Source organism: Streptococcus oralis subsp. oralis (genome assembly GCF_002096495.1).
GTDB classification, from domain to species: Bacteria; Bacillota; Bacilli; order Lactobacillales; family Streptococcaceae; genus Streptococcus; species Streptococcus oralis_CU.
Genome location: NZ_NCUO01000009.1, coordinates 163,810 through 184,213, shown reverse-complemented (window position 1 = coordinate 184,213; position 20,404 = coordinate 163,810). Strand labels below are relative to the sequence as shown.

At 41.8% G+C, this 20,404-nt stretch carries 20 protein-coding genes, 1 tRNA gene and 1 riboswitch; of the genes, 18 read left to right on the top strand and 3 right to left on the bottom strand.

Annotated elements, in window-relative coordinates:
* Positions 1-6: 6 nt before the first annotated feature.
* From rsmD to B7717_RS01860, 8 genes are all read left to right on the top strand, one after another.
* A complete protein-coding gene (gene rsmD / locus B7717_RS01895; RefSeq protein WP_000706939.1) occupies positions 7-546 on the top strand; it encodes a 16S rRNA (guanine(966)-N(2))-methyltransferase RsmD in 540 nt (179 codons plus the stop codon).
* Positions 536-1,024: a pantetheine-phosphate adenylyltransferase gene (gene coaD / locus B7717_RS01890; RefSeq protein WP_001280714.1), complete on the top strand. Its 489-nt coding sequence runs from the start codon at positions 536-538 to the stop codon at positions 1,022-1,024. The genes rsmD and coaD overlap by 11 nt, the downstream gene beginning before the upstream one ends.
* A complete protein-coding gene (locus B7717_RS01885; protein ID WP_000730776.1) occupies positions 1,008-2,045 on the top strand; it encodes a SepM family pheromone-processing serine protease in 1,038 nt (345 codons plus the stop codon). The genes coaD and B7717_RS01885 overlap by 17 nt, the downstream gene beginning before the upstream one ends.
* Before the next feature lie 55 nt (positions 2,046-2,100).
* Entirely contained in the window at positions 2,101-2,331 is a 231-nt protein-coding gene (locus B7717_RS01880; RefSeq protein WP_008289067.1) for a DUF1146 family protein, read from the top strand.
* Positions 2,332-2,354: 23 nt separating this feature from the next.
* Positions 2,355-3,638 carry a UDP-N-acetylglucosamine 1-carboxyvinyltransferase gene (gene murA / locus B7717_RS01875; RefSeq protein ID WP_084944083.1) on the top strand — a complete coding sequence of 428 codons (1,284 nt, stop codon included), beginning with the start codon at positions 2,355-2,357 and terminating at the stop codon, positions 3,636-3,638.
* The gene (locus B7717_RS01870) at positions 3,625-3,819 is read left to right on the top strand and encodes a DNA-directed RNA polymerase subunit beta (RefSeq protein WP_000739701.1); all 195 of its coding nucleotides are present in this window, start codon (positions 3,625-3,627) and stop codon (positions 3,817-3,819) included. Before murA ends, B7717_RS01870 begins: the two co-directional genes overlap by 14 nt.
* A 40-nt stretch (positions 3,820-3,859) precedes the next feature.
* Entirely contained in the window at positions 3,860-4,684 is an 825-nt protein-coding gene (locus B7717_RS01865; RefSeq protein WP_084944082.1) for a DNA/RNA non-specific endonuclease, read from the top strand.
* Positions 4,685-4,824: 140 nt separating this feature from the next.
* The gene (locus tag B7717_RS01860) at positions 4,825-6,156 is read left to right on the top strand and encodes a hemolysin family protein (RefSeq protein WP_084944081.1); all 1,332 of its coding nucleotides are present in this window, start codon (positions 4,825-4,827) and stop codon (positions 6,154-6,156) included.
* A 133-nt stretch (positions 6,157-6,289) separates the two neighbouring features.
* Here the strand turns inward: B7717_RS01860 and B7717_RS01855 are convergent.
* Positions 6,290-6,360, bottom strand: a tRNA-Cys gene (locus B7717_RS01855).
* A 298-nt stretch (positions 6,361-6,658) separates the two neighbouring features.
* On the opposite strand from B7717_RS01855, the gene B7717_RS01850 reads away from it, so the two are divergent.
* The 5 genes from B7717_RS01850 to B7717_RS01830 all read left to right on the top strand — a co-directional run bounded on the left by B7717_RS01850 (position 6,659) and on the right by B7717_RS01830 (position 13,143).
* Positions 6,659-8,638 carry a peptide ABC transporter substrate-binding protein gene (locus B7717_RS01850; RefSeq protein ID WP_084944080.1) on the top strand — a complete coding sequence of 660 codons (1,980 nt, stop codon included), beginning with the start codon at positions 6,659-6,661 and terminating at the stop codon, positions 8,636-8,638.
* A 66-nt stretch (positions 8,639-8,704) separates the two neighbouring features.
* Complete coding sequence (locus B7717_RS01845; protein ID WP_049490242.1) at positions 8,705-10,201, top strand: ABC transporter permease; 1,497 nt, start codon at positions 8,705-8,707, stop codon at positions 10,199-10,201.
* On the top strand, positions 10,201-11,127 hold the full coding sequence (oppC, locus tag B7717_RS01840) for an oligopeptide ABC transporter permease OppC (protein WP_000103692.1): 927 nt from the start codon (positions 10,201-10,203) through the stop codon (positions 11,125-11,127). Before B7717_RS01845 ends, oppC begins: the two co-directional genes overlap by 1 nt.
* 8 nt (positions 11,128-11,135) lie before the next feature.
* On the top strand, positions 11,136-12,203 hold the full coding sequence (locus B7717_RS01835) for an ABC transporter ATP-binding protein (protein WP_000159699.1): 1,068 nt from the start codon (positions 11,136-11,138) through the stop codon (positions 12,201-12,203).
* A gap of 10 nt (positions 12,204-12,213) precedes the next feature.
* Positions 12,214-13,143: an ATP-binding cassette domain-containing protein gene (locus B7717_RS01830; RefSeq protein WP_001291311.1), complete on the top strand. Its 930-nt coding sequence runs from the start codon at positions 12,214-12,216 to the stop codon at positions 13,141-13,143.
* 89 nt (positions 13,144-13,232) lie between these two features.
* Here the strand turns inward: B7717_RS01830 and B7717_RS01825 are convergent, their stop codons facing one another.
* A complete protein-coding gene (locus tag B7717_RS01825; protein WP_084944079.1) occupies positions 13,233-14,672 on the bottom strand; it encodes a TrkH family potassium uptake protein in 1,440 nt (479 codons plus the stop codon).
* A 3-nt stretch (positions 14,673-14,675) separates the two neighbouring features.
* A complete protein-coding gene (gene trkA, locus B7717_RS01820; RefSeq protein WP_084944078.1) occupies positions 14,676-16,025 on the bottom strand; it encodes a Trk system potassium transporter TrkA in 1,350 nt (449 codons plus the stop codon).
* 399 nt (positions 16,026-16,424) lie between these two features.
* Here trkA and B7717_RS01810 point away from each other — a divergent pair, with 399 nt between their 5' ends.
* The 5 genes from B7717_RS01810 to B7717_RS01790 all read left to right on the top strand — a co-directional run bounded on the left by B7717_RS01810 (position 16,425) and on the right by B7717_RS01790 (position 20,371).
* The gene (locus tag B7717_RS01810) at positions 16,425-16,928 is read left to right on the top strand and encodes a tRNA (cytidine(34)-2'-O)-methyltransferase (RefSeq protein WP_084944077.1); all 504 of its coding nucleotides are present in this window, start codon (positions 16,425-16,427) and stop codon (positions 16,926-16,928) included.
* 40 nt (positions 16,929-16,968) lie between these two features.
* A riboswitch (FMN riboswitch) is annotated at positions 16,969-17,187 on the top strand.
* 153 nt (positions 17,188-17,340) lie between these two features.
* Entirely contained in the window at positions 17,341-17,904 is a 564-nt protein-coding gene (locus B7717_RS01805; protein ID WP_084944076.1) for an ECF transporter S component, read from the top strand.
* Complete coding sequence (locus B7717_RS01800; RefSeq protein WP_009013718.1) at positions 17,894-18,544, top strand: phosphatase PAP2 family protein; 651 nt, start codon at positions 17,894-17,896, stop codon at positions 18,542-18,544. The genes B7717_RS01805 and B7717_RS01800 overlap by 11 nt, the downstream gene beginning before the upstream one ends.
* 271 nt (positions 18,545-18,815) lie before the next feature.
* Positions 18,816-19,862 carry a phenylalanine--tRNA ligase subunit alpha gene (pheS, locus tag B7717_RS01795; RefSeq protein WP_000103743.1) on the top strand — a complete coding sequence of 349 codons (1,047 nt, stop codon included), beginning with the start codon at positions 18,816-18,818 and terminating at the stop codon, positions 19,860-19,862.
* Positions 19,862-20,371, top strand: coding sequence for a GNAT family N-acetyltransferase (locus B7717_RS01790; protein ID WP_084880072.1), 510 nt, complete (start codon positions 19,862-19,864; stop codon positions 20,369-20,371). The genes pheS and B7717_RS01790 overlap by 1 nt, the downstream gene beginning before the upstream one ends.
* Positions 20,372-20,404: the final 33 nt, after the last annotated feature.

The window sequence follows — 20,404 nt, the reverse complement described above, 5'->3', positions numbered from 1 at the left end:
AACGGTATGAAAATCGTATCAGGAATCTACGGAGGGCGTCCCCTCAAGACGCTAGAAGGCAAGACGACGAGGCCGACATCAGATAAGGTGCGTGGAGCTATCTTTAACATGATAGGTCCCTATTTTGAGGGCGGTCGTGTCTTGGATCTCTATGCTGGCAGTGGTGGTTTATCCATTGAGGCAGTCTCGCGTGGGATGTCCCATGCTGTCTTAGTGGAACGGGATCGAAAGGCGCAAGCTATCATCGCTGAAAACATCCAAATGACCAAGGAAGCTTCCAAATTTCAACTCTTAAAGATGGAGGCTGAACGGGCCTTGGAGCAAGTGAAAGGTCCCTTTGACCTGGTCTTTTTAGACCCTCCCTATGCCAAGGAACAAATCGTTGCAGATATCGAAAAAATGGCAGAAAGAAACCTTTTCTCCGAAGAGATCATGGTTGTCTGTGAAACCGATAAGTCTGTAGAACTACCAGAAGAAATCGCCTGCTTAGGTATCTGGAAGGAAAAAATATATGGGATTAGTAAGGTGACGGTCTATGTCAGATAAAATTGGATTATTTACAGGTTCATTTGATCCGATGACAAATGGACATCTGGATATCATTGAACGTGCCAGCAAACTTTTTGATAAGCTCTATGTCGGGGTGTTCTACAATCCCCACAAACAAGGTTTTCTCCCTGTTGAAAATCGCAAACGAGCAGTCGAAAAAGCGGTGGCGCATTTAGATAATGTAGAGGTGCTGGCTTCTCATGACCAACTAGTCGTAGATGTTGCAAGAAGACTGGGTGCTAAGACCCTTGTCCGTGGCTTGCGAAATACCACCGACTTGCAATACGAGTCTAGTTTTGATTACTACAATCATCAACTGGCTCCAGAAATCGAAACCATTTACCTATATAGTCGCCCAGAGCATCTTTATATTAGCTCTTCAGCCATGAGAGAACTTCTGAAGTTTGGTCAGGAGATTCAGCAATATGTCCCAAACAGTGTTGTGGAGGAATTAGAACATGAAGAAAAAAACTAGATGGCCCTTATATGTCATCCTAGCACTAGTATTGACTTTTTTAGCCTTTGTAGTACCTTTACCATACTACATAGAAGTTCCAGGTGGAGCGGAAGATATTCGTCGCGTTTTGAAAGTCAATGAAACAGAAGACACAGAACCAGGAGCTTACCAGTTTGTAACAGTCGGCATTCGACACGCCACCCTGTCGCATCTTGTCTATGCTTGGTTAACGCCTTTCACAGATATTAGAAGTGCCAAGGAGACTACGGGTGGCTCTACTGATGCAGAGTTTATGCGAATCAATCAGTTCTATATGCAAACTTCTCAAAATATGGCCAAGTATCAAGGACTGAAGACGGCTGGAAAGGATATCGAACTCAAGTACCTGGGAGTTTACGTCTTGACCGTGACGGATAATTCGACTTTTAAAGGCATTCTGAACATTGCAGACACCGTGACGGCTGTTAATGACAAAACATTTGATAGTTCAAAAGACTTGGTCGACTATGTCAACTCTCAACAATTAGGGGACACGGTCAAGGTAACCTATGAAGAAGACGGAAAAGTCAAGTCTGCAGAAGGTAAAATTATCACTCTCGAAAACGGAAAAAACGGGATTGGGATTGGCTTGATTGACCGTACGGAAGTGACCAGTGATGTTCCCATTCGCTTTTCAACAGCTGGTATCGGTGGGCCAAGCGCCGGTCTCATGTTTAGTCTAGCTATTTACACTCAGATAGCAGATCCAGAACTTCGTAATGGTCGCGTCGTTGCGGGAACGGGAACCATTGATCGCGATGGAAATGTTGGCGACATCGGTGGAATTGATAAAAAAGTAGTTGCAGCCTCTCGTCAGGGAGCCAACATCTTTTTTGCCCCTGACAATCCAGTCACTGAGGAAGCAAAAAAAGCAGATCCCAATGCGAAAAGCAACTATGAAACAGCCCTAGAAGCCGCCAAAACCATCAAAACAGAGATGAAAATCATTCCCGTTAAGACCTTGCAGGATGCAATTGATTACCTTAAAAACAATCCCTAATTTGTAGAAAAATCGAAAACTAGCGCGCAAGCGGATAAGATGGTATAATAGTCAAATGGTTCAATTATTATTCACTCTAAGTAGTCATATACTCTTTATTTATTTGAGTTTTTACCTTTTGAAGGATCTTGTGAGATGGGAAAAGGTTTTAAAAGTGACCACTACTAACACAAAAAAGGTTCGTTTATTGGTAGGCTTCTTTAGTATGGTGATGGGCTACATCTTGAGTTCATTCTTTATCAGTTTGTACCAACTTTGGCAAGAAGCGCTTAGAGGACTATTATAAAATCAAAAGTAAAGGAAACAACTATGGAAAAAATTGTGGTTCAAGGCGGAGATAATCGTCTGGTCGGGAGTGTGACGATCGAGGGAGCAAAGAATGCAGTCTTGCCCTTGTTGGCAGCGACTATTCTAGCAAGTAAGGGGAAGACAGTCTTGCAGAACGTCCCAATCTTGTCAGATGTTTTCACCATGAATCAAGTGGTTCGAGGTCTGAATGCCAAGGTGGACTTTGATGAGGAAGCTCATGTTGTCGAGGTTGATGCGACTGGTGATATCACTGAGGAAGCTCCATACAAGTATGTCAGCAAGATGCGTGCATCCATCGTTGTCTTGGGGCCAATCCTTGCTCGTGTAGGACATGCCAAAGTTTCTATGCCAGGGGGATGTACCATCGGGAGTCGTCCAATCGACCTCCACCTCAAGGGCTTGGAAGCTATGGGGGCAAAGATCACCCAGACAGCTGGTTACATCGAAGCTAAGGCAGAGCGTCTGCATGGCGCTCATATCTACATGGACTTTCCTAGTGTTGGTGCAACACAAAACCTCATGATGGCAGCGACTCTAGCTGATGGTGTGACGGTCATTGAAAATGCTGCGCGTGAGCCGGAAATTGTTGACCTTGCTATTCTCCTTAATGAAATGGGAGCCAAGGTCAAGGGAGCTGGTACCGAAACCATCACAGTGACTGGTGTTGAGGAACTCCATGGTACGACCCACAATGTGGTACAGGATCGTATCGAAGCCGGAACCTTTATGGTAGCGGCAGCTATGACTGGTGGAGATGTCCTCGTTCGTGATGCAGTCTGGGAACACAATCGCCCCTTGATTTCAAAACTACTTGAAATGGGCGTTGAAGTGACAGAGGAATCAGAAGGCATCCGTGTTCGTTCTCAACTTGAAAATCTCAAGGCTGTTCATGTAAAAACTTTACCACATCCAGGATTCCCAACAGATATGCAGGCGCAATTTACAGCTCTGATGACAGTCGCAAAAGGGGAATCCACCATGGTGGAAACGGTGTTCGAGAATCGCTTCCAACACTTGGAGGAAATGCGCCGTATGGGCTTGCACTCAGAGATTATCCGTGACACAGCTCGTATTGTTGGGGGACAGGCTTTACAGGGGGCAGAAGTTCTATCAACGGACCTTCGCGCTAGTGCTTCCTTGATTTTGACAGGTCTGGTGGCGCAAGGAGAAACAGTTGTCGGTAAATTAGTCCACCTTGATAGAGGTTACTACCGTTTCCATGAGAAATTGGCTCAGCTAGGAGCGAAGATTCAGCGAATCGAGGCAAATGATGAAGAAGAATAAAAACTTACGCTATGTACTCCGTCGTTTACTGTTGATTTTTATCGTACTATTGCTAGGCTTTCTGGCTTTAGGAATCGGCTTGATGGTAGGCTATGGAATCCTAGGAAAGGGACAGGATCCATGGGCAATCTTGTCTCCAGCAAAGTGGCAGGAATTGATTAGCAAATTTACAGGAAATTAGACTGGGAGACCAGTCTTTTTCTAAAGAAATAAGGAGAAAAATGGACAAAAAAACAAGACAAGCTCTGATAGGGTTACTTATATTCTTACTCTTGGCTGCTGGAAGCTACTATATCAAGCAGATGCAGACAGCGCCAAACACCCCTAGAACCAAGGTTAGTCAGAAAAAACAAGCTTCAGAAGCTCCCAGTCAGGAGCTAGCTGAAAGTGTCTTAACTGAGTCAATCAAAAACCAAATCAAGGGTGATCTTGAGTGGAATGGGGCAGGTGCCTTTGTCGTAAATGGCAATAAAACCAATCTAGATGCCAAAGTTTCTAGCAAACCCTACGCGGATAATAAAACAAAACCAGTCGGGAAAGAGACAGTCCCAACGGTTGCCAATGCTCTCTTATCCAAAGCGACTCGACAGTATAAAAATCGTGAAGAAACAGGCAATGGCTCAACCTCTTGGACACCGCCGGGATGGCATCAGGTTAAAAATTTAAAGGGAACCTATACGCACGCAGTAGATAGAGGACACCTGCTGGGCTATGCCTTGATAGGTGGATTAGATGGCTTTGATGCTTCTACCAGCAATCCCAAGAACATTGCAGTTCAGACAGCTTGGGCCAACCAGGCTCAGGCTGAGGATTCGACAGGGCAGAACTACTATGAGAGTCTGGTTAGGAAAGCCTTAGACCAGAATAAGAGAGTCCGTTATCGGGTAACTCTCCACTATGCTACGAATGAGGATTTGGTTCCATCTGCTTCACAAATTGAAGCCAAGTCTTCGGATGGCGAATTGGAGTTCAACGTCCTGATTCCAAATGTTCAAAAGGGTATCCAGCTTGATTACCGAACAGGTCAGGTCACGGTGACAAACTAGAACCAATCTATTAAAGGAATAAAAATTGCTCCCTTGTCCGTCATTGATAAGGGAGCGATTGTATAAATTAGAAAATAATGTGATTCCTAGGCCGATTTATGATATAATGGAACACAAGATACTATTTTAGGAGAAAGACCATGGAAGACCCGAGCAGTCAGAATTTGTTGCTACAGTTTGTATTGTTATTTATCTTGACCCTGTTAAATGCCTTTTTCTCAGCTACAGAAATGGCTATGGTGTCACTAAATCGTGCCCGAGTAGAGCAAAAAGCAGAAGAAGGCGATAAACGCTATATCCGTTTGTTAAAGGTACTTGAAAATCCTAACCACTTTTTATCAACCATTCAAGTCGGTATCACCTTAATCACGATCTTATCAGGGGCAAAATTGGCAGATACACTTGGACAAGTAATTGCATCTTGGATAGGAAATAGTGAAACAGCTTACGCTATTGCAAGTTTTCTATCTTTAGCGTTTTTGACCTATATTTCTATTGTCTTTGGGGAACTCTATCCTAAACGGATTGCCCTTAATCTGAAAGATACCTTGGCTATCCGAACAGCACCAGTCATTATTGGCTTGGGGAAAATTGTCAGCCCCTTTGTTTGGCTTCTGTCAGCTTCAACTAATCTATTGAGCCGTGTGACGCCAATGACCTTTGATGATGCGGATGAAAAAATGACTCGAGATGAAATTGAGTACATGTTGACTAAGAGCGAAGAAACACTGGATGCAGATGAAATTGAAATGCTACAGGGGATCTTTTCTCTAGATGAACTAATGGCTCGTGAGCTAATGGTGCCTCGTACAGATGCCTTTATGGTAGATATTCAGGATGACAGTCAAACGATTATCCAAAGTATTCTAAAGCAAAATTTCTCACGTATCCCTGTTTATGATGGGGATAAGGACAATGTGATTGGTTTGATTCATACCAAGCGTTTACTAAACGCTGCCTATGCAGATGGCTTTGAAAATATTGTCTGGAAACGAATCCTCCAAACACCACTATTTGTGCCTGAGACCATCTTTGTGGACGACCTCCTTAAAGAGCTTCGAAATACCCAAAACCAAATGGCCATCTTACTAGACGAATACGGTGGTATGGCTGGTTTGGTAACTCTGGAAGATCTTCTAGAAGAGATTGTCGGAGAAATCGACGACGAGACAGACCGAGCAGAAATCGAAGTCCATCAAATCGGTGAGGACACCTATATTGCACAAGGAACCATGAATCTTAACGACTTCAATAACTACTTTGGTGTCGAACTAGAAAGCGATGATGTGGATACCATCGCCGGTTATTATTTGACGGGTGTTGGTACGATTCCAACAACTGAGAAAATTAGTTACCAACTGGTCAGTCAAAACAAGCAAATCGTCCTGACCAACGATAAGGTGAAAAATGGACGTGTTACCAAGGTAAAAGTTCAAATCACAGAACTAGAACCCGAAGAAGAAACAGAATAAAGCAGTGACTTGAGTCACTGCTTTTTGTAAATCTAGATGGTAGGTTCAGTTATCCCCACTTATTAGGAATACTAAAAAAGCCCGGTTTTACGAGCTTTTCATTTGGTTAATTCCTGTTCATTCAGGTATTGAAAGGCGGTAGACGGATTTGAACCGACGATCAAGCTTTTGCAGAGCCGTGCCTTACCACTTGGCTATACCGCCTCAACGTTTATTATTATACCTTGAAAATCATTTCCCGTCAATAGTTTCTTATTCTAAAATCCAATTTAGGAAAACAGATGATGATCGAAGAAGTGAGAAAAAGCTTGTAAAAATCCCATTCTAAAGAGGGTCAGACTAGAAAGTATTTCTTGCAGAAACAAATAAAGAATGCAAAAATTTTGACAAATAGAAGTTTTTTGAGGAAATGCGCCTAAATATTCTGAAAATTCGTTTACTTTTTAAAAAATATATGTTATAATTTCCAATAAGCCTAAATTTTTCAAGAGGAGTTAAAAACATGAAAAAAAGTAGAGTATTTGTTGCAGCAGGTGTTGCTTTATTAGTAGCAGGAGTACTAGCTGCTTGCGGTTCTTCAAAATCATCTGATTCAACAGCGCCAAAAAATTATGGCTATGTTTATACAGCTGACCCAGAAACGTTGGATTACCTCATTTCAGGGAAACAAAGTACTAAGATTGCCACTTCAAATGGTATCGATGGTCTTTTCACAAACGACAAGTATGGGAACCTAGTCCCTGCAGTTGCAGAAGACTGGTCCGTTTCAAAAGACGGTTTGACTTATACCTACAAGATTCGTAAAGGTGTTAAATGGATGACATCTGATGGCGAAGAATATGCTGAAGTAACTGCCAAAGACTTTGTAAATGGTTTGAAACACGCAGCAGATAAAAAATCAGCAGCTAAGTATCTAGCAGAAGATTCAGTTAAAGGTCTAGCTGACTATATTGCTGGAAACAATAAAGATTTTTCTTCAGTCGGTGTGAAGGCAGTTGATGATTATACCCTTGAATACACTTTGAATAAACCAGAGCCATACTGGAACTCTAAGTTGGCCTACTCAATCTTCTGGCCATTGAACGAAGAATTTGAAAAATCAAAAGGGGCTGACTTTGGTAAAGCAACTGACCCTACATCATTGCTTTACAATGGTCCGTTCTTACTGAAAGGTTTGACTGCTAAGTCTTCTATTGAGTTCGCTAAGAATGAAAATTACTGGGACAAAGATAATGTTCACATTGATAAAGTAACCCTTGCTTACTATGATGGTTCAGACCAAGAGTCAATTGAACGTAACTTTACAAGTGGAGCTTATAGCTATGCCCGTCTTTATCCAACAAGTTCAAACTACTCTAAAGTAGAAGAAACCTACAAGGAAAATATCTTCTACACCCCATCAGGACCTGGTATTGGTGGTTTGGGTGTGAATATTGACCGCCAAGGTTACAAATACACTTCTAAGACAACTGACGAAGAGAAGACTTCTACTAAGAAAGCCCTTCTTAACAAGGACTTCCGTCAAGCCTTGAACTTTGCCTTTGACCGTACGTCTTATTCAGCTCAAGTAAATGGTAAAGAAGGTGCTCCTCTTGCAGTTCGTAACCTCTTTGTGAAACCAGACTTTGTCTCTGCAGGCGAAAAAACTTTCGGTGACTTGGTAACTGAAAAGATGGCTGCTTACGGTGATGAGTGGAAGAACGTAAACTTTGCGGATGGTCAAGATGGACTTTTCAACGCCGATAAAGCCAAAGCAGAATTTGCGAAAGCTAAAACAGCATTGGAAGCAGAAGGTGTGAAATTCCCTATCCACTTGGATATCCCAGTAGACCAAACTGCTAAAAACTATATCGCACGTATTCAATCCTTCAAACAATCCGTTGAGACAGTACTTGGAGAAGAAAACGTAGTCATCGATATCCAACAAATCACTACAGATGAACTACAGAATATTACATACTATGCAGCAAGCGCTGCGGCAGAAGATTGGGATCTCTCAGGTGCTGTTGGATGGAACCCAGACTATGAAGATCCATCAACTTACCTTGATATCTTGAAAACAACGAATGCTGAACAAACAAAAACATACATGGGTTATGAAGGTGCAGATAACGCTGCAGCAGCTCAAGTTGGTTTGAAAGAATACGATAAGTTAGTTGATGAAGCTGCTAAGGAAACTAACGATTTGAATGTTCGTTATGAAAAATATGCGGCTGCCCAAGCTTGGTTGACAGATAGTTCTCTCTTTATTCCTGCTATGTCATCAAGTGGTGCTGCACCAATCATTTCTCGTGTTGTACCATTCACAGCATCATACAGCCAATCTGGAGATAAGGGCTCAGACGTATACTTCAAGTATATTCAGTTACAAGATAAGGTTGTAACAAAAGCTGATTATGAACAAGCTCGTGAAAAATGGCTCAAAGAGAAAAAAGAATCAAACGAAAAAGTTCAAAAAGAATTGGCTAATCACGTTAAATAAATAACTCTCAAGAGAACTTTCTCTCCATGAGGAGAAGGTTCTTTTGGGATTTTAAAAGGAAACGATATGAAGAAATATATTTTTATGCGTGTACTGCGTTCATTGTTGTCTATTTTCTTGGTGACAACTTTGACTTACACAATTATTTATACGATGGTTCCTCGAAAATTGATTTTCAAGCAGGATACCAACTATAACAAGATTGCAACAACACCGGACAAGCGGGATAATTATGAAAATACCGTTTATGAACGGATGGGCTATATCGAGTACTACGATACCAAAGAGTTGCAAGAAAGAGCGAGCACGATGGATTCATCTGTAACAGTAGATGCCAATGATACAAATAAGGCGATCTATGAAAAATACATCAACCAACTAGGAAATGGTTGGACGTTAGGTGTATTCTCAGAAAGTGGTCAATTCTATGCTACGCGTGAAATTCCAATTTTTGAACGTGTTTTCAAATTCTATTCCAACTTGATTGATATTGATCATCCAAACAAGATTCAAGACCCTGAAAATCCAAACTTGCAACGTTATCTTCGTTTTGAGAATGACCCTGCTATCGGTTGGTCATTGGTTGGTTCAGGTACAAAACACAAATACCTTTTGTATTTCAACAATCAATTCCCATTTGTACACCAAAACTTTGTGAACATTAACTTGGGTGACTCTTACCCAACTTATGCAAACACACCAGTGCTTCAAGTTATCACACAAGGTCAGGGACAAACTAAGACATCAGAAGTTCAATTCCCTATGGGTAAAAAGACTTCATCTGTAGATATTTACTCTCGTACCTACAAATCTCCAAGTCAAGCAGATGCGCGTGAAGTAGCCAACTATGGTAAAGATGATCCATATACAGCTACAGAAAGCAATTATCAATACCCATCAATGATCGCAAGCTCAGCGGTTGCTGGTTTGATTGGTTTGATTATTTCGTATGCGATTGCGATTCCACTTGGATCTGCTATGGCTCGCCACAAGAATACTTGGATTGATAGCTTCTCGACAGGTGCTCTAACCTTCTTGCTTGCACTTCCAACGATTGCCTTGGTTTACATCGTGCGTTTGATTGGATCATCAATTGGTCTGCCTGACTCATTCCCTATCTTGGGGGCTGGAGATTGGCGTTCTTATGTCTTACCAGCAGTTATTCTAGGTTTGTTGGGTGCGCCAAGTACAGCTATCTGGATTCGTCGTTACATGATCGACTTGCAATCTCAGGACTTCGTTCGTTTTGCTCGTGCAAAAGGTTTGTCTGAAAAAGAAATTTCAAATAAACACATCTTTAAAAATGCCATGGTTCCTTTGGTTTCAGGTATTCCTGGTGCCGTAATCGGGGTTATCGGTGGTGCAACATTGACAGAAACAGTCTTCGCTTTCCCAGGTATGGGTAAAATGTTGATTGACTCTGTTAAGGCATCAAACAACTCAATGGTAGTTGGTCTTGTCTTCATCTTCACGTGTATTTCTATCTTCTCACTCTTTGTAGGAGATATCTGGATGACCATGCTTGACCCACGTATTAAATTGACAGAGAAAGGAGGCAAATAATGTCAACAATTGATAAAGAAAAATTTCAGTTCGTAAAACGTGACGATTTTGCCTCTGAAACAATTGATGCTCCTGCCTATTCATACTGGGGTTCTGTATTTAGACAATTTCTAAAGAAAAAATCAACCGTCTTTATGCTAGGAATTTTGGTTGCCATTATCTTGATGAGCTTTATTTACCCAATGTTCTCCGATTTTGATTTCAACGATGTAAGTAAGGTCAATGACTTTAGTGCTCGTTTTATCAAGCCCAATGCTGAACATTGGTTTGGTACAGATAGCAATGGTAAATCCTTGTTTGATGGGGTTTGGTTTGGTGCGCGTAATTCAATTCTTATCTCTGTAATTGCCACTTTTATCAACCTTGTAATTGGGGTTATTGTTGGTGGAATCTGGGGAATTTCAAAATCTGTAGACCGTGTCATGATGGAAGTTTATAACATTATTTCAAACATTCCATCTCTCTTGATTGTCATTGTCTTGACTTACTCAATCGGTGCTGGTTTTTGGAATCTGATTTTTGCCATGAGTGTGACAACTTGGATTGGGATTGCTTATATGATTCGTATCCAAATCATGCGTTACCGTGACTTGGAATACAACCTTGCTTCTCAAACACTTGGAACGCCAACCTTTAAAATCATCGTTAAAAATATCATGCCACAATTGGTATCCGTTATTGTTTCTACGATGACCTTGATGTTGCCAAGCTTCATCTCTTATGAAGCCTTCCTTTCCTTCTTTGGATTGGGATTGCCTGTAACAGTGCCAAGTTTGGGACGTTTGATCTCAGATTACTCACAAAACGTTACGACCAACGCTTACTTATTCTGGATTCCGTTGACAACCTTGATCTTGGTGTCCCTATCTCTCTTCGTTGTTGGTCAAAACCTAGCGGATGCTAGTGATCCACGTACACATAGATAGGAGTAGACATGACAAAAGAAAATAATGTAATTTTGACTGCTCGTGATATTGTCGTGGAATTTGACGTTCGTGACAAAGTTCTGACAGCTATCCGAGGAGTTTCTCTGGACCTGATTGAAGGGGAAGTTCTTGCCTTGGTAGGTGAGTCCGGTTCTGGTAAATCTGTTTTAACAAAAACCTTTACAGGGATGTTAGAAGACAATGGACGTATTGCCCAAGGAAGCATCGACTATCGTGGACAAGACTTGACCGCTCTTACTTCTAACAAAGAATGGGAGAAGATTCGTGGTGCTAAAATTGCGACTATCTTCCAAGACCCTATGACAAGTTTGGACCCAATCAATACAATCGGTAGCCAAATCACTGAAGTTATCGTTAAACACCAAGGGAAAACAGCTAAGGAAGCCAAAGAGATGGCAATCGACTATATGAATAAGGTCGGAATTCCAGACGCTGAAAAACGTTTTGATGAGTATCCTTTCCAATATTCTGGAGGGATGCGTCAACGTATCGTTATCGCGATTGCCCTTGCCTGTCGTCCAGATATCTTGATCTGTGACGAGCCAACAACGGCCCTTGACGTTACCATTCAAGCGCAAATCATTGATTTGCTTAAAACCTTGCAAAATGAGTACCACTTTACCATTATCTTTATCACCCATGACCTTGGTGTGGTAGCAAGTATTGCCGATAAGGTAGCGGTTATGTATGCTGGTGAAATTGTAGAATACGGAACTGTTGAGGAAGTCTTCTACGACCCACGTCATCCATATACTTGGAGTCTCTTGTCTAGCTTGCCTCAGCTTGCTGACGATAAAGGGGAATTGTACTCTATCCCAGGAACACCACCGTCTCTTTATACTGAGTTGAAAGGTGATGCCTTTGCCCTTCGTTCAGATTATGCTATGCAAATTGACTTTGAACAGAAAGCACCTCAGTTTTCAGTCACGGATACCCACTGGGCTAAGACTTGGTTGCTTCATGAGAATGCTCCTAAAGTTGAAAAACCTGGAGTCATTGCAGATTTGCATGACAAGATTCGTGATAAAATGGGCTTTGCTCATCTAGAAGACTAGGAGGAAGGAAATGTCTGAAAAATTAGTAGAAATTAAAGATTTAGAAATTTCCTTCGGTGAAGGAAGTAAGAAGTTTGTCGCGGTTAAAAACGCCAACTTCTTTATCAACAAGGGAGAAACCTTCTCTCTTGTAGGTGAGTCTGGTAGTGGGAAAACAACCATTGGTCGTGCTATTATTGGTCTAAATAATACTAGTAAAGGTGAAATCATCTTTGATGGTCATAAAATTAATGGGAAAAAATCTCATAAGGAATCATCAGACTTGATCCGTCGCATCCAGATGATTTTCCAGGACCCTGCAGCCAGCTTGAATGAGCGTGCAACAGTTGACTATATCATCTCTGAAGGTCTTTACAACTATCACTTGTTTAAAGATGAAGAAGATCGAAAAGAAAAAGTTCAAAAGATGATTCATGAAGTTGGACTTTTGAAAGAACACTTGACCCGTTACCCACACGAGTTTTCTGGTGGTCAACGCCAGCGTATCGGGATTGCCCGTGCTCTTGTGATGGAACCTGATTTCGTTATTGCGGATGAGCCAATTTCAGCCTTGGACGTATCAGTGCGTGCGCAAGTCTTGAACTTGCTCAAGAAGTTCCAAAAAGAGTTGGGCTTGACCTATCTCTTTATCGCCCATGACTTGTCAGTTGTTCGCTTTATCTCAGATCGTATCGCGGTTATCTATAAGGGAGTTATCGTCGAAGTGGCGGAGACAGAGGAGTTGTTTAACAATCCTGTCCACCCATACACTCAAGCGCTTCTATCTGCTGTACCGATTCCAGATCCAATCTTGGAACGCAAGAAGGTCTTGAAAGTTTACGATCCTGACCAACATGACTATGAGACAGACAAGCCATCTATGGTAGAAATTCGTCCAGGTCACTACGTTTGGGCTAACCAAGCAGAAGTTGCTCGATACAAAGAAGCTCTTAAAAAATAAACAGACTAGGAGAGGGCCGAAAGGTCTTCTCATTTTTAATAGAAAAAATTCCCCTTCTACTAGCTTGTAAAAGGGGAATTGTATTATCATTAACGTTTAGACCAGGTACGTTTCATAAAGAGTAGCAAAATAGGGTATATCTCTAAACGACCTGCAATCATTGCAAAGGAGAGTAGGATTTTAGAGATGGGACTAAAGATGGCAAAACTCGAGGTTGTACCTAGAATAGGTCCGATATTGTTAAAACAGCTGAAGACCGCACTGGTCACGACTAGAAAATCATTGCTATCAAGACTGACGATAAAGATGAGGGAGAGAATAATCATCATATAGATAGCAAAATATTTAAGAATCTTGTGCTGGGTATCCTTATCAATCACAGTTTTATTGACGTGTAGAGTCAAAACACGGTGAGGGGATAAGGTGGACAAAATCTGATTTTTTGCGATTTTAGAGAGGATAAGTCCTCTGATCACCTTAAGACCACCTGCAGTTGAGCCAGCTGATCCACCGATTCCCATGAGGAAGAGGAGGATAAATTGGGAGAAGAGGGGCCAGTTGGTAATATCTCCGTAACCAAAACCTGTTGTCGTGATGATATTGGAAACCTGGAAGAAGGCCATTTCAACACTCTTAGAGACACCTTGATAGAGGTGGAGTGTATTAAGCGTAATCAAGCCTGTAGAAACTAGGACAATGATGATATATGCTCGTAGTTCTTCATCTCCCAAGAAAGCCTTAACCCGACGGAGCATGAGGTAGTAGTAGAGATTGAAGTTAACTCCAAAAACCAGAACTCCGATACTAACTAGATAGGTGATGAGCGAGCTACCATAGTGGGCAATTCCGTCGTTATAGACGGTAAAGCCCCCAGTTCCTGCTGTTCCCATAGCGATGACAAAACTATCATAGAGAGGCATGCCTGCTAGATAGTAGATAACCACAAAAAGGGAGAAGAGAGCTAGATAAAGCAGATAGAGAATCTGGGCAGTGTTTTTTAGCTTGGATACGACCTTGCCAAAGACGGGTCCAGGGACCTCAGCCTTCATCACCTCCAAGTGACTATTCTTGGCATTGTCCATAATGGCAAGTGCAAAGACGAGTACCCCCATCCCTCCAATCAAGTGGGTGAAACTTCGCCAGAAGAGGAGGGAACGAGTGAGAACGGAAACATCGTTCAAGATAGTTGCTCCTGTAGTCGTAAATCCAGAACTGATTTCAAAGAAGGCATCGATGACGCTGGGGATTTGTCCTGAAAAGACAAAGGGGAGGCCACCAAAGAAAGACCAGAGAATCCAACAGAGGGCAACAATTAAGACCCCTTCCTTGGCATAAATCCGTTGATTTTTCGGTTTCCGTAAAACGCCTAGACCACCGAGAAGGACTAAAATTCCAATCGTAGAAAAGAGAGCGATAAATACTTGACTAGATTCTTGGTAATAGATCGCTACACTAACAGGAACTAGGAGAAGAACAGCCTCAATCAAGAGAAGCTTTGAGAGGAGGTAACGAATCATACTTTTATTCATTTTTTACCTCTCAATCAAATCATAAATTTTGGTGATGTTTGGCAATAAGGTCGTCACGAGTAACTTGTCTCCCACCTCAAGCATATCCTCTCCAGTAGGGAAGATTGTTTTTCCTTTTCGGATAATGGCTGCGATGAGAACCTCTTTTTTCAATTTCAACTGTGATAGAGGTTTGGCAGTCATTTTATTAGCTTCCTTGATTTGGAATTGGAGGGTTTCAATTTGACCGTTTGCGAGATGGTGCATAGCTTGAAGGTCTGAATACTGAGCGTTTACTCGACCACGGATAAAGTGCATAATGGTATCCACTGCGATGCTTTTTGGTGTGATGATACTCGAAAAATCAGGCGCGTGGATAATCTCTAGAAGGCTTGTTCGGTTGACCTTGGTGATATTCTTATGGACGCCAACTCGGTCAAGAAACATAGAGGTGATGATATTTTCCTCATCAACTCCAGTCAAGGTTGCGACTGCATCATAGTGGGGAGCACTTTCCTCAAGCAAAATGTCTTTTGCAGTTCCATCTCCTTGGACAATATAGAGATTGGGAAACTTTTCACTGAAGAAACGAGCTCTTTCAGGATTGATCTCGATGACCTTGGTATCAATGCGACTGTCTTTTAAAATGCCGAGTAGATAATAAGCAATCTTTCCAGCTCCAACGATAAGTAAGCTTTTAACTGCGCGAGATTTAAAATAGTTATGGAAAAGCATCATATCTACACGATTTCCTGTAACAAAAATCCTATCCTTGTCTTGGATAATAACATCACCACTTGGTATCATAAGTTGATGATCTCTCTCCATAGCACAGACAATAATATTCCCAAATTTTTTACGGAAGTCTGAGATTGGCATTTGACAAAGGCCGCTAGAATCCTTGACAACAAACTCCATGAGACTGACCCGACCTCCAGCAAATCGTTCGACAGAGAGGGCATTAGGGAAATCAATGATATTTGAGATCGCACGCGCTGCTAGGAGTTCTGGATTAACAATAAGTGAAAATCCAAGAATATTTTTCTCTTTAAAATAGGCATTAGAGTATTCAGGATTTCGCACCCGAACGATGGTTTCTTTAGCGCCCATTTTTTTAGCAAGTACTGCTGAAATCATATTCACTTCATCGTGTTCGGTTAGGGCGATAAAGATATCGCACTCTTGAACACCGGCTTGCTCCAAGATGGCAAAGTCAGCACCATTTCCAAGGAGTCCTATGATATCAAAGCGACTGACAATGTGATTGAGGACGGCCTCATCTTGTTCGATGAGGACAACGTCATGGTTTTCTGCAACCAGTGAACGACAGAGGGCGAAACCAACTTTCCCTCCACCAACAAGAACAATTTTCATATAAAAAACCTACTTTTTCATGATGTAACTATCATACCCTTTTTTAGCAAAAAATGCACTTGCTAAGGCGATTTTTAGGGGAAGAAAGGCCTTTTCAAGTTTTGAAGATACATTTGTTTAACTTCTATGACAATGTCACCGATTTGAAGTGATTTGGCTCTTTTACCATACCTTTTCAGAAAGGGAATAACCAAACATGAAAATATCATCAAAAAAAGTAAAAAAATCAAGTCATTTCTATTGACAATGATTCTGAAAGTGTTATACTAAGAAAGTAGTTTCGCTGATTTACTTCAAACCTGTTGTGAGGTAAGTTAACGATACCTTAACCACGCTGTTTGCTGAGCTTGACTCCGGGCAGTGTGGCTATTTTTTTGCAATGATAAAAGGAAACCAGTCATGACAAATCACATTGTATTATTTGAACCTCAGATTCCACAAAACACAGGTAACATTGCGCGTACTTGCGCTGCGACCAATTCTCCCCTTCACATCATCAAACCGATGGGATTTCCAATTGATGACCGCAAGATGAAGCGAGCTGGTTTGGACTACTGGGATAAGCTTGAGATTTATTTTTATGACAGTTTGGAAGATTTCATGTCTCAGATGAAGGGTAAACTCTATCTGATTTCAAAATTTGCGGAAAAGGTCTATTCTGAAGCAGATTTATCGACGGACGAGGACTATTATTTTCTCTTTGGACGTGAAGACAAGGGCTTGCCTGAGGACTTTATGCGGGAGCATCCTGAGAAGGCTCTCCGTATTCCCATGAATGATGAACACGTTCGCAGTCTCAATGTGTCTAATACCGTCTGCATGATCGTCTACGAAGCTCTCCGTCAGCAAAATTTTGCAGGCCTTGAGCTTGTTCACACCTATGAAGCAGATAAATTGAAATAAACAAAATGCTTGCACTTGCAAGCGTTTTTTGTTATGATTAAAGGGTCTTCAGGGCAGGGTGAGATTCCCGACCGGCGGTAAATTTGACTAGCTATTTTAGCTTTCTCGTCGTTGTCTTGTCTCGATATACTTTAAGTATTATCTTCGACTGCGACGCCTAGATTAATCCAAAATATCTTAGTTAAAGAAGTCCGCGAGCGCAAGCTGATGTGGTGCGATTCCACAACCGACAGTATAGTCTGGATGGGAGAAGACGAGAGAATGGCTTTGTCTGTTCTGATGAGTTTATAGATGAATTGCAACCGCTTGCTCAAAAGAGTGAGAGGGAACTTTTGGGATATAAAAAGTGAGAATAGATAGAGGGATCCTTTCCAACTTCTTCTGATTTTATAGAAAATTGGAGGAACCTGTTATGACAAACACACGTCGACTTTCGACCATTGCGATTTTATCAGCCATTTCATTTGTGCTGATGTACTTTGACTTTCCGCTCTTGCCAGCGGCAACCTTCCTCAAGATCGAGTTTAGTATCTTGCCAGTCCTTTTGGGTTTGGTGGTGATGGATTTGCCAGCTGCTTTAGGCATTCTCTTGCTTCGCTCACTCTTGAAGTTGCTTCTGAATAGCCAAGGAGTGAATACCTACATTGGCTTGCCAATGAATATCGTAGCCTTGGGAGTTTTTGTTATCGTCTTTGGTTTGATTTGGAAAAAGAAACGCAGCACCCTTCGTTTCCTACTGGCATCTCTGGCGGGAACTATTGGATTGACTGCTGCCATGTTGGTTCTCAACTATGTCTATGCGGTTCCTTTATACGCGCAGTTTGCCAACTTTGATATTAGAGAAATTATAGGACTTTCTAACTACTTGATGACCATGGTTTTACCTTTTAACCTGATTGAAGGTTTAATCTTTGCCGTTTCATTCTGGTTGTTATACGTCCTCTTGAAACCAACCTTAAAACATTATGAGAGATAAACAAACATTTTTAATGAAGGGCAGTTTTGCCCTTTTACTTTTCGTCCTTCTTGGCTATATGGTTAAGTTCTATCCTGAAACGCTGGTCGGTTTTGATCAACCGCTTCAGACTGCCCTTCGTGGGGACTTGCCAGATTATTTAACGGTTCTGTTCCGTGCCCTTACGCATTTGATTGATATCCCAGTAATCATTACCTGGGTTGCCATCGCAGCCTTTATCTTTTATCGTAAGCAGTGGAAGATAGAAAGCTACTTCATGGCGGGCAATCTAGCCTTAGCCGGTCTTTTGATTGTGACCTTTAAAAATATTTACCAGCGCCCACGACCAGCTATCTTACACTTGGTAGAGGAGAAGGGATTTTCCTTCCCAAGCGGGCATTCTCTGGCAGTGACGCTGATGGTAGGGACTTTGATTGTCATTCTCAGTCAACGGATTAAAGATCCGGTTTTGAGAAAAATTGTGCAAATCGTCCTTGGGGTCTACCTAGTCAGTGTGCTGCTATCTCGGGTCTATCTGGGAGTTCACTATCCATCAGATGTTCTTGCCAGTTTCTGTGTGGGCTTGGGAGTCTTGTTTATCGAATTTCCTTTCTATGACAAGCTTCGCTTCCAATGGCGATTTAAAGGCAAGCAGAAGTGAGATAGGTCTTGCAAGAATGGTAAAAATCTGATAAACTAAGTAGTAATTGAATAGGAATCCGCAAGACTAGTAACTCAAGGGAAGTATATCAGGGAGGAGAGCCGTGACTGCAAGCTCTCTATATGAAAGCTGGGCGAATTCACTTGCGCATGGATTTAGAAATGAAGGTCTGACTTGTCAGATGAAACGGATGGTACCGCGTGTCAACGCTCCGAGTGGAGTTTTTGGCATGTGGTTTTCTTTTTATCTACGAGCGACTGATGGAGGAATTATGTCAACTATTGAAGAACAATTAAAAGCGCTTCGCGAAGAAACGCTGGCTAGCTTGAAGCAGATTACTGCTGAAAATGAAAAAGAGATGCAAGATTTGCGTGTCTCTGTCCTTGGTAAAAAAGGGTCGCTTACTGAAATCCTCAAAGGGATGAAAGATGTTTCTGCTGAGATGCGCCCAATCATCGGGAAACACGTCAATGAAGCGCGTGATGTCTTGACAGCTGCCTTTGAAGAAACAGCGAAACTCTTGGAAGAAAAGAAAGTCGCAGCTCAACTAGCAAGTGAGAGCATTGATGTGACACTTCCAGGTCGCCCAGTTGCGACTGGTCATCGTCATGTCCTCACACAAACCAGTGAAGAAATCGAAGATATTTTCATCGGGATGGGTTACCAAGTCGTGGATGGTTTTGAAGTGGAGCAAGACTACTATAACTTCGAGCGTATGAACCTTCCAAAAGATCACCCAGCTCGCGATATGCAGGATACTTTCTACATCACAGAAGAAATCTTGCTTCGTACTCACACGTCTCCAGTTCAGGCGCGTGCTATGGACGCTCATGATTTTTCTAAAGGTCCTTTGAAAATGATCTCACCAGGACGTGTGTTCCGTCGTGATACGGACGATGCAACCCACAGTCACCAGTTCCACCAAATCGAAGGCTTGGTTGTTGGGAAAAACATCTCTATGGCAGACCTTCAAGGAACCCTTCAGTTGATCGTCCAAAAAATGTTTGGTGAAGAGCGTCAGATCCGTCTGCGTCCATCTTATTTCCCATTCACAGAGCCATCTGTTGAAGTGGATGTTTCCTGCTTCAAGTGTGGTGGAGAAGGCTGTAACGTATGTAAGAAAACAGGTTGGATCGAAATTATGGGTGCCGGTATGGTTCACCCACGTGTCCTTGAAATGAGTGGAATCGATGCGACTGTTTACTCTGGCTTTGCCTTTGGTCTTGGACAAGAGCGTGTAGCCATGCTCCGTTACGGAATCAACGATATCCGTGGCTTCTACCAAGGAGATGTCCGCTTCTCAGAACAGTTTAAATAATGATTAGAAAAGTAGAAAAGGCAGATGTTGGGGTGTTGTCCAAAATTGCCAAACAAACCTTTCGTGAAACATTTGCTCATGATAATACGGAAGAGCAGTTACAGGAATACTTTGAAGAGGCTTATAGTCTGAGAGTTTTGTCAACTGAGTTAGAAAATCCAGAATCCGAAACCTATTTCATTATGCATGAAGAGGAGATAGCTGGTTTTCTCAAAGTCAACTGGGGAAGTGCTCAGACTGAGAGAGAATTAGAGGATGCTTTTGAAATTCAACGCCTCTATGTGCTACAAAAATTCCAAGGATTTGGAATCGGTAAGAAACTGTTTGAATTTGCTCTTGAATTTGCTACCAAAAATAGTTTTTCCTGGACTTGGTTAGGTGTTTGGGAGCATAATACAAAAGCTCAAGCGTTTTATAACCGATATGGTTTTGAGAAATTTAGCCAACATCATTTTATGGTTGGTCAAAAAGTAGATACAGATTGGTTACTGAAAAAGAAATTAAGGTAAGAAGAGAATTCTTCTATTGAAATGATAGGAAAG